The 13,492-nt window shown below is 68.6% G+C and carries 12 protein-coding genes and 1 tRNA gene; 5 read left to right on the plus strand and 8 right to left on the minus strand.

Annotated elements, in window-relative coordinates; genetic code table 11:
* Positions 1 to 21 precede the first annotated feature (21 nt).
* The gene (argA, locus tag WS49_RS29910; RefSeq protein ID WP_044847668.1) at positions 22 to 1,401 is read left to right on the plus strand and encodes an amino-acid N-acetyltransferase; all 1,380 of its coding nucleotides are present in this window, start codon (positions 22 to 24) and stop codon (positions 1,399 to 1,401) included.
* A gap of 49 nt (positions 1,402 to 1,450) precedes the next feature.
* A complete protein-coding gene (locus WS49_RS29915; protein ID WP_006478357.1) occupies positions 1,451 to 1,726 on the plus strand; it encodes an oxidative damage protection protein in 276 nt (91 codons plus the stop codon).
* Positions 1,727 to 1,901: 175 nt separating this feature from the next.
* Here the strand turns inward: WS49_RS29915 and WS49_RS29920 are convergent, their stop codons facing one another.
* From WS49_RS29920 to WS49_RS29930, 3 genes are all read right to left on the minus strand, one after another.
* Complete coding sequence (locus WS49_RS29920; protein WP_059535920.1) at positions 1,902 to 3,314, minus strand: MFS transporter; 1,413 nt, start codon at positions 3,312 to 3,314, stop codon at positions 1,902 to 1,904.
* Between the two features lie 185 nt (positions 3,315 to 3,499).
* Positions 3,500 to 4,702 carry a CaiB/BaiF CoA transferase family protein gene (locus WS49_RS29925; protein WP_059535922.1) on the minus strand — a complete coding sequence of 401 codons (1,203 nt, stop codon included), beginning with the start codon at positions 4,700 to 4,702 and terminating at the stop codon, positions 3,500 to 3,502.
* 14 nt (positions 4,703 to 4,716) lie between these two features.
* Positions 4,717 to 6,468, minus strand: coding sequence for an acyl-CoA dehydrogenase family protein (locus WS49_RS29930; RefSeq protein WP_059535904.1), 1,752 nt, complete (start codon positions 6,466 to 6,468; stop codon positions 4,717 to 4,719).
* 173 nt (positions 6,469 to 6,641) lie between these two features.
* On the opposite strand from WS49_RS29930, the gene WS49_RS29935 reads away from it, so the two are divergent.
* Positions 6,642 to 7,544, plus strand: a complete 903-nt coding sequence (locus tag WS49_RS29935) for a LysR family transcriptional regulator (RefSeq protein WP_059535906.1) — start codon at positions 6,642 to 6,644, stop codon at positions 7,542 to 7,544.
* A gap of 36 nt (positions 7,545 to 7,580) precedes the next feature.
* Here WS49_RS29935 and WS49_RS29940 read toward each other — a convergent pair whose 3' ends face one another.
* The 4 genes from WS49_RS29940 to WS49_RS29955 all read right to left on the minus strand — a co-directional run bounded on the left by WS49_RS29940 (position 7,581) and on the right by WS49_RS29955 (position 11,894).
* Positions 7,581 to 8,999: an amino acid permease gene (locus tag WS49_RS29940; protein ID WP_059535908.1), complete on the minus strand. Its 1,419-nt coding sequence runs from the start codon at positions 8,997 to 8,999 to the stop codon at positions 7,581 to 7,583.
* A 92-nt stretch (positions 9,000 to 9,091) separates the two neighbouring features.
* Entirely contained in the window at positions 9,092 to 10,162 is a 1,071-nt protein-coding gene (locus WS49_RS29945; RefSeq protein ID WP_373557211.1) for a porin, read from the minus strand.
* A gap of 100 nt (positions 10,163 to 10,262) precedes the next feature.
* The gene (locus tag WS49_RS29950; protein WP_059535912.1) at positions 10,263 to 10,649 is read right to left on the minus strand and encodes a RidA family protein; all 387 of its coding nucleotides are present in this window, start codon (positions 10,647 to 10,649) and stop codon (positions 10,263 to 10,265) included.
* A gap of 30 nt (positions 10,650 to 10,679) precedes the next feature.
* Positions 10,680 to 11,894: an amino acid aminotransferase gene (locus WS49_RS29955; protein ID WP_059535914.1), complete on the minus strand. Its 1,215-nt coding sequence runs from the start codon at positions 11,892 to 11,894 to the stop codon at positions 10,680 to 10,682.
* A gap of 191 nt (positions 11,895 to 12,085) precedes the next feature.
* Here WS49_RS29955 and WS49_RS29960 point away from each other — a divergent pair, with 191 nt between their 5' ends.
* Both WS49_RS29960 and WS49_RS29965 read left to right on the plus strand, forming a co-directional pair.
* On the plus strand, positions 12,086 to 12,568 hold the full coding sequence (locus WS49_RS29960; RefSeq protein ID WP_059535916.1) for an Lrp/AsnC family transcriptional regulator: 483 nt from the start codon (positions 12,086 to 12,088) through the stop codon (positions 12,566 to 12,568).
* A gap of 83 nt (positions 12,569 to 12,651) precedes the next feature.
* Positions 12,652 to 12,726: transfer RNA gene (locus WS49_RS29965), tRNA-Val, on the plus strand.
* A 160-nt stretch (positions 12,727 to 12,886) separates the two neighbouring features.
* On the opposite strand, the gene WS49_RS29970 is transcribed toward WS49_RS29965, so the two are convergent.
* On the minus strand, positions 12,887 to 13,492 hold a 606-nt coding region (locus WS49_RS29970; RefSeq protein WP_156441473.1), incomplete at its 5' end, for an aminotransferase class III-fold pyridoxal phosphate-dependent enzyme.

Consider the following 13,492-nt stretch of genomic DNA (forward strand, 5'->3'; position numbering starts at 1 on the left):
GGGCGCATTATAATCCCGCCCATGAATTCCCAAACCGACCTCCCACCCGCCCAGACCGGCGCCGCGACGCCGCCGGCCGCCGACGATTCGGCCGCCAGCCACGCGCAGTTCGTCGACTGGATGCGCTCCGTCGCGCCTTACATCCACAAGTTCCGCAACAGCACGTTCGTCGTGGGGTTCGGCGGCGAGGTGGTGCAGCAGGGGCTGCTGAACGCGCTCGTGTCCGACATCGCGCTGCTGCAGGCGATGGGCATCCAGATCGTGCTCGTGCACGGCTCGCGGCCGCAGGTCGAGGAGCAGCTGAGCCTGCATGGTGTCGAATCCGAGTTTTCGCACGGGCTGCGCATCACCGATGCGCGCGCGCTCGAATCCGCGAAGGAAGCGGCCGGCGAAGTGCGTCTCGACATCGAGGCCGCGATCAGCCAGGGTCTGCCGAACTCGCCGATGGCGCACGCGCACATCAGCGTCGTGTCCGGCAACTTCGTGACCGCCCGGCCGGTGGGGATTCTCGACGGGGTCGATTTCGCGCACACGGGCATCGTGCGCAAGATCGACGCCGAATCGATCCGTCATTCGCTCGCGAGCCGCAAGCTCGTGCTGCTGTCGCCGCTCGGCTTCTCGCCGACCGGCGAGGCGTTCAACCTGTCGATGGAAGACGTCGCGTCGGCCGCCGCGATCGCGCTGCGCGCCGACAAGATCATCTTCCTGACCGAGGCGCCCGGCATCGTCGACGACGAAGGCGGCCTGATCCGCGAAATGTCGCTCGACGCCGCCGCCGAGCTGCTCGACTCCGGCAACATCCAGGGCGACGACGCGTTCTTCCTGAAGCACTCGATCCGCGCGTGCCGCGGCGGCGTGACCCGGGCCCACCTGATTCCGCAGTCGCTCGACGGCAGCATGCTGCTCGAACTGTTCCTGCACGACGGCGTCGGCACGATGATCTCGTACGAGAACCTCGAGAGCCTGCGCGAAGCGACGCCGGACGACGTCGGCGGCATCCTGTCGCTGATCGAGCCGCTCGAGTCCGATGGCACGCTGGTGCGGCGCGGCCGCCACCAGATCGAACGCGACATCGACCACTTCTCGGTGATCGAGCACGATGGCGTGCTGTTCGGCTGCGCGGCGCTGTATCCGTATCAGCAGGAGAAGATCGGCGAGATGGCGTGCCTGACGGTCGCGCCGGAAGCGCAAGGCTCGGGCGACGGCGAACGCCTGCTCAAGCGCATCGAGCAGCGCGCCCGCGCGCGCGGCCTCACGCACATCTTCGTGCTCACGACGCGCACCGAGCACTGGTTCCTCAAGCGCGGCTTCGTCAAGGTCAGCGTCGACGACCTGCCGGAAGACCGCCGCAAACTCTATAACTGGCAGCGCAAGTCGCTCGTGCTGATGAAGCAGCTCTGAGCGCAGGCACGACTGCCCTCCCCCAGACCGATTACAGGAGAAGTACACGATGGCTCGAATGATCCAATGCGCGAAGCTCGGCAAGGAAGCCGAAGGTCTCGATTTCCCGCCGCTGCCGGGCGAACTCGGCAAGCGCATCTACGAAAGCGTGTCGAAGGAAGCGTGGCAAGGCTGGCTCAAGCAGCAGACGATGCTGATCAACGAGAACCGCCTGAACATGGCCGACCCGCGCGCACGCCAGTACCTGATGAAGCAGACCGAGAAGTACTTCTTCGGCGACGGCGCGGACCAGGCGTCCGGCTACGTGCCGCCGACGGAAGGCTGACGCACCGCGAATCGCGCGGGCCGGTCGCGCCGGTCGCGTTGCGAAGCGAAGCAAGGCAAACGGCACCGTGTATCGCACGGTGCCGTTTGCTTTTGGGAGGGCGGAATCGGGGCGATGCGATCCGGCCGGCGCGTGCGCTGCCGCCGAATCGGCAAGTCGCGCCGGCCCGGCGGATTCAACCCGCCGGTTTCAACGCACCGCGGTCGCCCGCCTGCGCGGTCTCGCCAATCGGACTTTCAGCGCTCGCGCCTTCGGCATCCCATTCGGCCGCATCGCTGCGCTCGGCCGTCGACAACTCGTCCGCGCGGTAGCCGGTGCGATTCAGCAGCGCGAGCATGCATGCGAGCGACACGAGCGCGTACAGCCCCGACGCGATCGCGACACCGACGATGCTGCCGGTCGCGTTCAGGATCGCCTGCGCGAGCACCGGCGTGCCGCCGCCGACGACGAGCGCGCTCAACTGATACGCGAGCGACAGGCCCGTGTAGCGGATGTTGGCCGGAAACACGCGCGCGAGCACGCCGCCGACCGCGCCGTAGAACATCGCCGACGGGATCGTCGAGATGCACATCCCGGCGACGGCGATCCAGTACGAACGCGTCGCGAGCGCATGGAACATCACCGGCATCAGCACGATCTCGGGAATCAGGATCCAGCACATCGCGCGTCGCATGTCGACCTTCGACACGAACCACGCGCCGACCGGCTGCATCAGGAACTGCACGACGAGCGAGATCGACAGGATGCCGAGAAACGTGCCCTGCGCGTAGCCGAGCTCCTTCGTCGCCCACGACAGCGCGAAGGTGCTGCGGAAATACGTGACGTTGATCACCGGCAGCGTGCCGGCCGCGAGCAGCACGACGGGCCAGTGGTCGCGCACGACGTCGCGCAGCGGCAGCTTCACCGTGCGCTTGCGCGCGAGCACGCGCTGCATGTCGAGCGATTCCTCGAGCCGCAGCCGGATCACCATCCCGATGATCACGAGCACCGCCGACAACAGGAACGGAATGCGCCAGCCCCACATCAGGAACGACGGCGTCGGCAGCGCGCTCAGCGCGAAGAAGGCGGCTGTGGCGAGCAGGTTGCCGGTGGGCGAACCCTGCTGCGCGAACGCCGCATAGAGGATGCTGCGATGCTTCGGCGCGTTCTCGCTCGCGATCAGCACCGCGCCGCCCCACTCGCCGCCGACCGCGATGCCCTGCAACACGCGCAGCACGACGAGGCCCGCCGGCGCCCACACACCGATCGACGCATAGCCGGGCAGCAGGCCGATGCCCGTCGTGGCCAGCCCCATCATCACCAGCGTGATCACGAGCGCGGTCTTTCGGCCGACGCGATCGCCGAGATGCCCGAACACGATTCCGCCGAGCGGCCGCGCGGCGAAGCCGGCCCAGAACGTGACGAATGCGAGCAGCGTCGCGACGCCGGGATTCATCGTGCTCGAAAAGAACACCTTGCCGAATACGAGCGCGGCGGCGGTGCCGTAGATGTAGAAGTCGTACCACTCGATCGTGGTGCCGACGAACGCCGCGAGGGCGGCGCGGCCGGGCCGCGGCTGCGCGGCGGACGGGGATTGCAGACGGCTCATCGATGTCTCCATGTTTGTGATCGGCGGCGCGACTGTCGCGCGCCTTGCCGGATGGCCGGCCTTGCGCCGCCGGCTGGCGGTGGTGCTTTACGTCGCCTTACGTCGCTTTCATTGCCTTGCGTCGAGCGGCTTGTCCCCGCGATGCGCCGGCCGAGGATGCTCGCGTGCGAGCACCACTCGGCCGGTCACGCCGGGTCCGGCGCGACCTTCAGCACGCCGGCGTCGAGCAATCGTTGCTGGAGCGCGGGATCGACGCCGAGGCGGTCGAGCACCGCGCGCGTGTCGCGGCCGAGCGCGGGCGGCGGCGAACGATAGGTCGCCGGCGTGCGCGACAGCTTCACCGGCGATGCCGTGCCGCGATATGCGCCGATCTCGACGAACAATTCGCGGTGCAGCGCATGCGGGTCGCGCGCGACGTCGGCGACCGTGCGCACCGGCCCGCACGGCACGCCCGCCGCCATCAGGTCGCGCGCCAGCGGCTCGCACGGATGGGCGGCGAGCCGTGCCTCGAGCTCGGCCTTCAGTTCGGGCCGGTGCGCGCAGCGGCTGCGGTTGTCGGCGAAGCGCGGATCGCCCGCGAGCGCCGGCGCGCCAAGATGCGCGACGAGGCGCGCGAACTGCCGGTCGTTGCCGACCGCGAGGAAGATCGGCACCGTCGCCGTGCGATAGCTGTCGTACGGCGCGATGTTCGGATGCGCGTTGCCGCTGCGCCCGGGCACGCGCCCCGAGCCGAAGAAGTTCGGCAGGTGCGGATGCAGCAGCGACACGCCGCAGTCGTACAGCGCGATGTCGATCGACTGCCCCTGCCCGCTCTTCTCGCGCTCCGCGAGCGCCAGCAGGATGCCGGCAAGCGCATTGAGCCCCGTGACCATGTCGACGATCGGCAACCCGATGCGCATCGCGTCGCCGTCGCGCTCGCCGTTGACGCTCATCAGCCCGGCCATCGCCTGGATCACCGCGTCGTAGCCGGGCAGCCCGCCGAGCGGGCCGTCCTCGCCGAAGCCCGTCACCGCGCAGTGGATCAGGCGCGGGAAACGCGGCTGCAGGTCGCGCGCATAGTCCATGCCCCAGCGCGCGAGCGTGCCGGGCTTGAAGTTCTCGACGAGCACGTCGGCGTCCTCCAGCAGGCGCCACAGGATCGCGCGCCCGTCGTCGCGGGACAGGTCGAGCGCGAGCCCCTCCTTGTTGCGGTTCACGCCCATGAAATACCACGCGGTGTCGCCGAGGAACGGTGGCCCCCAGCCGCGCGTCTCGTCGCCGTCCGGCGGCTCGATCTTGATCACGGTCGCGCCGTGATCGGCGAGCGCCTGCGTGCAGTACGGACCGCCGAGCACGCGGCTCAGGTCGACGACCTTGAGCCCGTCAAGCGCGCCGCGCGGCGCATTCATCGCTTCCGTCGCGCTCATCGTTCGACCTCCGGCAGCAGGTCGAGCGCCATGTCGAGCGGCACCGGCGTGCCGCGCAGCAGCGCGTCGAACGCCGCCGCTTCGTCGTCGCGCGACGCCGGTGCGAGCGGGTCGACCGGCAGCAGCTTGTGACGCACGACCAGGTGCGCGAGCGCGAGGCGCCGGTAATCGGGTGCGAGCCGGGCGCCCTCGCACGCCATCAGCACGGCCGCGCTCGCGTAGTAAAGCGCCGACGCGGCCTGCCGCACGCGCGCGTCGTCGCCTTCCGCCGCGACCCGCGCGAGCGCATCGCACGCGCGCGCGAGAATGCGCCGCAGCGCCGCGCGGCTCGCGTCGGGCAGCGGCGCCGCGCCGAGCCGGTCGCCGAGGAACGTGCGCAGCGCGTCGAGCGCCTGCTCGCGCTGCGCGGCGCGCGCGACGTCGAGCGCGACGATGTTGCTGGTGCCTTCCCAGATCGAGCCGAGATGCGCGTCGCGCACGAGGCGCGCATCGCTCCATTCCTCGATGTAGCCGGTGCCGCCGCGCACCTCCATCGCGTCGCCCGTCACGCGGCGCGCATCGCGGCACGCGCGGAACTTGATCAGCGGCGTCAGGATGCGCACGCAGCGCGCGGCCTGCTCGTCGCCCGCATCCGCCTGCGGCAGCAGCAGCGCGATCTGCATGAACATCGCGCGCGCGGCCTCGGCGGGCAGCAGCATCTTCATCAACTGACGCTGCATCAGCGGCATCTCGATCAGCTTGCGGCCGAACGCGGCGCGATGCGCGGCCACGTGCAGCGACTCGTTCAGCGCGCGCCGCATCAGGCCCGCCGCGCGCACGCCGTTCGACAGCCGCGACATGTTGATCATGTCGGCCATCTGGTGAAAGCCGCGGCCGATCTCGCCGATCAGCCAGGCCTGCGCGCCTTCGAGCGCGATCTCGCCGCTCGCCATCGAACGGCTGCCGAGCTTGTCCTTCAGCCGCACGATCCGGTAGCGATTGCGCGTACCGTCCGGCAGCGTCTTCGGCAGCAGGAACAGCGCGAGGCCCTTGATGCCGTCCGGCGCGCCGTCGGGCCGCGCGAGCACCATCGCCAGGTCGGCGTCCGCGTTCGAGCAGAACCACTTGTCGCCGTACAGGCGCCACACCGCCCCGCCCTGCGCGTCGGTTTCACGCACCGCGCGCGTCGCGATGCGGCCGACGTCCGAGCCGGCCGCCTGCTCGGTCATGAACATCGCGCCCTGGAACAGCGTGTCGAAATCGCGCGACGCGAGCCTCGGCAGATAGTGTTCGACGAGCGCCGGGTCGCCGAAACGACGCAGCGTGCGCGTCAGCGAATCGGTCATGCTGACCGGGCAGCACAACCCGAATTCCGCCTGCACGAACAGGAACGTCAGCGCGTACTTGACGAGCGGCGCCACCGCCTCGGGCTGGTGGCTCAGCGCCGCGAGCCCGAGTTCCGAGTAGGCGACCCGTTCGAGCGCGACATACGCGGGATCCTTGTCGATCCGCTGCACGGCTTCGCCGCGCCGGTTGCGATGCTCGAGCACGGGCGGATGCTTGTCCGCGCGCGACGCCCACGCGTCGAGTTCGCCCGACACGCGCGCGCCGAGCGCGTGCAGCTGCGGTTCGAGTGCCGCGTAGCGGGTCGCGCCGAGATGCAGTTTCAGCAACGCGCCGAGATCGGGATCGGCCGTGAAGAAGTTGATGCCCCGGCTATCGGGGATGTTGGTCGCGCCTGTGTCCGGCGTGCGAGCGGTGTCGTTCATGCATGCGTCTCCATGGTGGCCCGGCTGCGGGCCGGTGCCCGCGCCGTGGCGGCGCGGCCGGCTGGTGCCAGGCGTTCAGCAGAGCGTAGGCGCGCGATCGATAAGCGTCCAATACAGGATTTATCCGGTACGATAGACGACGCTTATCGATGCCGATGCGGGGAGGACGCACCATGGAACTGAGGCAGTTGCGCTACTTCGTGGCGGTCGCCGAGGAGCTGCATTTCGGGCGCGCGGCGAAGCGCCTGTTCATCTCGCAGCCGGCGCTGAGCTTCGACATCCGCAAGTTCGAGGATGCGCTCGGCGTGCAGCTTTTTTCCCGCACCAACAAGACGGTCGCGCTGACCAACGCGGGCGCGGTGCTGCTCGGCGAAGCGCGCCGGCTGCTGCTGCAGGCGGCCGAGGCAGAGCGTCTCACGGTGCGCTCGGCGTCCGGTCTCGCGGGACGGCTGCGGATCGGCTTCGTCCATTCGATGCTGTATCGCGGGCTGCCCGACGCGGTGCGACGCTTCGAGGCCGACTATCCGGGCGTCGAGATCGTGCTGAGCGAGATGAACACGCAGGCGCAGGTGCAGGCGATCCAGCGCGGCCAGATCGATCTCGGCTACGCGCACTGGGGCCACTGCCCGCCCGAGGTCGAATCGGCGCCCGTCTACGCGGAACCGTTCGTGTGCTGCCTGCCGGCCGCGCATCCGCTCGCGCGGCGCCGGCAGGTCGCGCTCGCGGCGCTGGCCGCGGAACCGTTCATCCTGTTTCCGCGCGACGCGGCGCCGCACTATCACGACCTGATCATCGCGCAATGCGTGAACGCGGGATTCAGCCCGCTGATCCGTCACGAGGCGCGGCTCTGGCAGACGATCCTGTCGATGATCGAATTCGGGATGGGTATCGCGCTGGTGCCGCGCGTGCTGCAGCAGGTGAAGAGCGACCGGCTCGCGTTCCGGCCGCTGAAGGATGCGTCGCTCGAATCGCGCACGCTGGAGCTGAAGCGCAGCGGCACCGCCGAACCGGTCGCGCTGCGCTTCGCCGACTACGTGCGCGCGTCGATCGACGCGCTGCCCGCGCTCGCGGGCTGAGCCGGCGCGCCGGTACGCCGCGCCGGTACTTCTCCGCTATTTCGCTTCCGGCTGCAGCACCGGCTGCGCGCGCCGATACCACACCGCATACACGACGGACAGCGCGACCAGGAACGGAATGCCGAAGATCAGCGTCATGTGGAATTCGGCCGTGAAGTACGTCGTCACCATCACCGCGAGCATCAGCGCCGCGCCGAGCAGCGTCAGCAGCGGGAAGCCGCGCATCCGGAACGCGGGCGCCGGCAGGCCGAGCGCCGCGCGACGCCGCCGGAAGCAGTAATGCGTGACGAAGATCATCATCCACGTGAACAGCGCGCCGAACATCGACACCGACATCATGATCGTGAACGACGCGTCCGGATACAGCACGCTCAGGACCGTCGCGAGCGCGATGCCGAGCGTCGACAGCATCAGCGCGCCGAACGGCACGCCGCGCGTGTTCACCTCGCCGAGCGCCTTCGGCGCATGACCCGCGCGCGACAGGCTGAACATCATCCGCGTCGTGATGTAGAGCTGGCTGTTCATCGCGGACAGCGCGGCGATCAGCACGACGAAGTTGATCAGCCCGGCCGCGCCCGGCAGGTGGATCGCCTCCATCACCTTCACGAACGGGCTTTCGTCGCGCCCCGCCGCCGTCCACGGCACGATCGCGAGCATCAGCGCGAGCGTGACGAGGTAGAACAGCACGAGCCGCACGATCGTCGAGCGGAACGCGCGCGTCACCGCGCGCTCGGGATCTTCCGCCTCGCCCGCCGCGACCGCGATCATCTCGATGCTCAGGTAGCTGAAGATCGACACGATCACCGCGACCCACATCCCCCACATCCCCTTCGGGAAGAACCCGCCGTGCTCGGTGTAATGGTGGAAGCCCGCGCCGGCCGCGCCGTCGCCGACCAGCGCCGGATTGCCGAACACGACGTACGCGCCCAGCACGATGAAGCCGACGATCGCCGCGATCTTCACGACCGAGAAGCCGTATTCGACCGCGCCGAACACGTCGACGCTGCGCGCGTTGACGAACACGAGCAGCGCCGAGAAGCCGACGATCCACAGCCAGCCCGGCACGCCCGGGAACCAGTACTTCATGTACAGCGCGATCGCGGTGACTTCGGTGCCGACCGCGAGCACGATGCACGCCCAGTACGCATAGCGCACGAGGAACCCGGCCCACGGGCTCACGTAATGTTCGGCGTACGCGCCGAACGACCCGGAAGTCGGGTGCGCGACCGTCATCTCCGCGAGACAGCCCATCAGCAGCAGCGAGATGAACGCGCCGATCGCGTAGCTGACGAGCACGCTCGGGCCGGCGAAGCCGATCGCGAACCCGCTGCCGAGAAAGAGACCCGTGCCGATCGCACCGCCGATCGCGATCATCGCCATCTGCCGTGCGGAAAGCGTGCGGCGCAGACCCTGCTCGCGCGCCGCGATGTGCTGGAATTGCCCTTCTGGTTGCATCGAATGACCTCGTTCGAAAACGTGTGTCCGGTCGAAACATCGACGGCGCACGGACCGGTGCCGGACCGCACCGGCCACCGCGCGCCGCGTGCTCAGAACATGTGGCGCAAGCCGGCCGCGATACCCGTCTGGTTGCCGCGTCCGGGCATTTCGGTGAACGCGCCGCCGGTCACCCGGTTGTAGTCGACCGTCGCGTAGACCTGCGTCGCCTTCGACAGAGCGTACTCGGCCTCGAGCACGCCCGTATAGCGCTTCCCTCCGTTACCTGCGACGCCGTTGACGTTGCGGATGTCGTCGTAGTACGCGACGCCCGTCACCGATACCGCTGGCGTGACCTTCACGCTCGCGCCGGTATAGAAGATCGCGTCGCGGCGCGGATTGTCGGCGAACGAACCGTAGGTCACGTCGCGGCCCGGCGCGTTCAGCAGTTGCCGGTCGAGCAGGCCCGTGCGGTCGATGCCGCCGAGATAGCCCGCGTACAGCGTCGCCGCGCCGAACGCGTAGCGTGCGCCCGCGCCCCATGCCTGCTGCGCACGGCTGTTCAGGTCGCGCGCCTGCTGGTAGGTCGCGCCGACCATCAGCCCGCCGAGCGTGTACGACACGTGCGTGCCCCAGTACGCATTCGCGCCGAGGCTGCCCGCGACGCCGCCGAAGCCGTAGCTCGCGCCGACGTTCAGCCCGCCGAACGTGCCGTCGTAGCTGACGACGTTGCTCGCGCGGCCCTGCGTGAGGAAGTACGGCCACATGTTGGCCGTATAGTTGCCGACCGTCAGCGGATCGAGATCGCCGAACAGGTTGAACGCCTCGGTCGCCTGCCGGCCGAGCTTCACGGTGCCCCAGTCGCTCGCCAGGCCGACATACGCGTAGCGGCCGAACAGCGCGCCGTCGAGCTGCCCGTTCTGCGGCTCGAAGCCGCTCTCGAGCTGGAAGATCGCCTTCAGCCCGCCGCCGAGCGCTTCGCTGCCCTTCAGGCCCCAGCGGCTGTTGGTGATCGCGCCGTTGGTCATCTGCACGCTCGCGTCGTTGGACGCGTTCGCATGCGTCGTATAGCGAATGCTCTGGTCGACGATGCCGTACAGCGTCACGCTGCTCTGCGCCATCGCGCCGCTCGCGGCGAGCAGGCCCGCCATCGTCGGTACTGCGAATCGAGTGATACGCCTCATCTTCGTCTCCATCCTTGTCTGAATATTTGATGTTCGTCGGGGGGTGTTGATGCTTGTCGTTGATCGTGGGTGCTGCGATCGTCGCGAAGTCGCGTGCCGGCTAGCCGCGTGCCGCCGGCAGCGCGACGTACGCGACGAGTTCGACGCGCATGTCCGGGTGCGCGAAGCCCTGCACGCCCACGCACGTGCGGTTCGGGTACGGTTCGTGAAAGTGGCGCCGGTATTCGGCGTCGAATTCGGGCATCGCCTTCACGTCGGACAGATAGACGAGCACCTGCGCGACGTCGTCCATCGTCGCGCCGGCCGCCGCGACGGCCTTCGCGAGATTGCCGAGCGTGATGCGCGCCTGCTCGGTCATCGTGTCGCCGGCGATCGCGCCGGACGCATCGACCGGCCCGTGGCCGGTAAACATCAGCCCGCTCGCGCGGGTCGCCCACGAGAACGGCTGCGCGAGTTGCGGCAAGTCGACCGGGATCGTGTCTGCCATCGTGTCCTCCTTCGGTTCTGGCCCGGCCGCTCAGGCGGCCTGGCGCGACGTGCCGCCGAGCACGTCGGCGATCGCGTTCGCGACGTGGTCGACGTTCGCGTCGTTCAGGCCCGCGATGCACATGCGGCCCGAGCGCAGCAGGTAGACGCCGTGCGACGCGCGCAGCCGGTCCACGTCGGTCGCGGCGATGCCCGTGTAGCTGAACATGCCGCGCTGCGTGACGAGCGCATCGAACGCGCTCGCCGGCAGGCGCGCGTCGAGCCGCGCCTTCAGCGCGCCGCGCATGCGCTTGATGCGCGTGCGCACCTCGGCCACCTCGTCTTCCCAGCACGCACGCAGGACGTCGTCGTTCAGCACGGCCGACACGAGCTGCGCGCCGAACAGCGGCGGGCTCGAATAGGTGCGGCGCACGCCGGCCTGCAACTGGCTCAGCACCGTCGCCGCTTCGCCCGCGCTCGCGCAGACGATGGACAGGCCGCCGACGCGCTCGCCGTACAGCGAGAAGTTCTTCGAGAACGAGTTGCTGACGATCGCCGGCAGTCCCGCTTCGACGATCGCGCGCACGGCCCATGCGTCGTCGTCGAGCCCGTCGCCGAAGCCCTGGTACGCCATGTCGAGGAACGGAATCAGCCCGCGGCGCGCGAGCACGTCGATCACCGCGCGCCATGCGTCGCGGCCGAGGTCGAGGCCCGTCGGGTTGTGGCAGCACGGCTGCAGCAGCACGACGCTGCGCGCGGGCAGCGCGTCGAGCGCCGCGAGCATCGCGTCGACGCGCAGGTCGTTGCGCGCTTCGTCGTAGTACGGATACGTATGCACGTCGAGGCCGGCCGCCGCGAAGATCACGCGATGGTTGTCCCACGTCGGATCGCTGATCCAGATCGCGCTGTCGGGGAAATAGCGCTTCACGAACTCCGCGCCGAGCCGCAGCGCGCCCGAGCCGCCGAGCGTCTGCAGCGTCGCGATACGCCCTTGCGCGAGCGCCGCGCAGTCGGCGCCGAACACGAGGCGCTGCACGCCCTGCCGATACGCGGCGAGCCCTTCCATCGGCAGATACGTATGCGGCGCGCCGGCTTCGCGCACGCGCTCGGCCGCGAGACGCGTGCTCTCCAGCACGGGAATGCGGCCCGCTTCGTCGTAGTAGAGACCGATGCTGAGGTTGACCTTGTGCGGATGGGCATCCTGCTGGAACGCCTGGAACAGCGACAGGATCGGGTCGCCCGGATAGGCGGGAATGTGTTCGTACATGGCGGAATGACGCTGGAAGTTGAAGGCGGCGAGTCGGCCGGCGGCGTGACAGCGCGTCAGGCCGTGCGGTCGAGGCATGGGGCGCATGTTATCGAGGACGAAATAGAATGAGCTTCACTTTTCGATGACGAATCGCCGCCATTGCAGTAGAGTCTGCGCTTGTCATCTCAAAAATTATGGGATTCTGCGAAATGAATCTGGATCGAACCGACATGCGGATCCTCCGGCATCTCGAGCGGGACGGACGCATCAGCAATCAGGACCTCGCGAATGCGGTCGCGCTGTCGCCGTCGGCGTGCCTGCGGCGCGTGAAGCTGCTCGAGGAACGCGGCGCCATTTCGGGCTACCGCTGCACGATCGATCCGAAGAAGGTCGGCGTCGCATTCGAGGCGCTCGTGCATGTGTCGATGCGGCCGGACGTGCCCGAATGGCACGACCGGTTCGTGGAGGCGATCCAACAGTGGCCGGAAGTCATCGCCGCGCAGATCGTGACGGGCGGCTCGAACTACGTGCTGACGGTGCGGGCGCGCGACCTCGACCACTATTCCGACTTCGTGATCAACCGCCTGCACCGCGCGACGGGCGTGATGTCGATCAATTCGAGCATCGTGCTCGCGACGCTCAAGCGCGACGGCTCGATCCTCGATCTCGTCGAGCCGTCGACGGCCGGCTGACGAACCTTTTGCACCGGCCTGAAAAATATTTGAAGAAAGTGCTTTACGAACCCGAAAAGCTCTGACATAATTTCAGCTTCTTTGGGCGGTTAGCTCAGCGGTAGAGCACTGCCTTCACACGGCAGGGGTCACTGGTTCGATCCCAGTACCGCCCACCAAAGAATTCAAGGGCCTGCGTCTCACGACGCAGGCCCTTTTCGTTTTGCGGCCGCCTTTCTGCTGCGGCCCGCCTCCCCTGCACGCTTCCTTGCGCTCGCGAGCCCGTTCGACGGGCAACGACGCTGCGACCACATGCAATCGCCGCGTCGCGACGACTGACTACCCTGCCCGCCCCACCCGCTCCGCCGTCGCATCGAACGCGCGCTTCGCCTTGTCGACGATCTCGTCGACCTCCGCCTCCCTGATCACCAACGGCGGCGACAGCAGCATCCGGTCGCCGGTCGCGCGCATGATCAGATTCCCGTTGAAGCAGAAGTCCCGGCAGATGGTGCCAATATCGGCGCTGGCGTCGAACCGCTCGCGCCGCTCGCGATCGCGCGCGAGCTGGACACCCGCGACCAGCCCCGCCCCGGCGATCTCTCCGACGATCGGATGATCGCCGAGCGCTTCCCGCAGCCGACGCTGGAAATACGGCCCGATGTCGCGCTTCACGCGCTCGACGATCCCCTCGTCGCGCAGCAGCTTCAGGTTCGCGACCGCCACCGCCGCCGCGACCGGATGCCCCGAGTACGTGAGGCCGTGATTGAATTCGCCGTTGTCGATGATCGGGCGCGCGATGCGTTCGTGGATGCCCACCGCGCCCATCGGCACGTAACCCGACGTCAGGCCCTTGGCCATCGTGATCAGATCCGGCTCGAAGCCGAAGTGCTGATGCGCGAACCATTCGCCGGTGCGGCCGAAGCCGCCGATCACTTCGTCGGCGAC

Source organism: Burkholderia sp. RF7-non_BP4 (assembly GCF_001521935.1).
In the GTDB taxonomy this organism is placed as follows: domain Bacteria; phylum Pseudomonadota; class Gammaproteobacteria; order Burkholderiales; family Burkholderiaceae; genus Burkholderia; species Burkholderia diffusa.

Bases quoted from the DNA above. Each gene is read 5' to 3' on its own strand.
- WS49_RS29945 (WP_373557211.1), bottom strand. From the start codon at position 10,162: ATGAGGCGTATCACTCGATTCGCAGTACCGACGATGGCGGGCCTGCTC.
- WS49_RS29955 (WP_059535914.1), bottom strand. From the start codon at position 11,894: ATGTACGAACACATTCCCGCCTATCCGGGCGACCCGATCCTGTCGCTG.
- WS49_RS29940 (WP_059535908.1), bottom strand. From the start codon at position 8,999: ATGCAACCAGAAGGGCAATTCCAGCACATCGCGGCGCGCGAGCAGGGT.
- WS49_RS29930 (WP_059535904.1), bottom strand. From the start codon at position 6,468: ATGAACGACACCGCTCGCACGCCGGACACAGGCGCGACCAACATCCCC.
- argA (WP_044847668.1), top strand. From the start codon at position 22: ATGAATTCCCAAACCGACCTCCCACCCGCCCAGACCGGCGCCGCGACG.
- WS49_RS29935 (WP_059535906.1), top strand. From the start codon at position 6,642: ATGGAACTGAGGCAGTTGCGCTACTTCGTGGCGGTCGCCGAGGAGCTG.
- WS49_RS29920 (WP_059535920.1), bottom strand. From the start codon at position 3,314: ATGAGCCGTCTGCAATCCCCGTCCGCCGCGCAGCCGCGGCCCGGCCGC.
- WS49_RS29915 (WP_006478357.1), top strand. From the start codon at position 1,451: ATGGCTCGAATGATCCAATGCGCGAAGCTCGGCAAGGAAGCCGAAGGT.
- WS49_RS29925 (WP_059535922.1), bottom strand. From the start codon at position 4,702: ATGAATGCGCCGCGCGGCGCGCTTGACGGGCTCAAGGTCGTCGACCTG.
- WS49_RS29960 (WP_059535916.1), top strand. From the start codon at position 12,086: ATGAATCTGGATCGAACCGACATGCGGATCCTCCGGCATCTCGAGCGG.
- WS49_RS29950 (WP_059535912.1), bottom strand. From the start codon at position 10,649: ATGGCAGACACGATCCCGGTCGACTTGCCGCAACTCGCGCAGCCGTTC.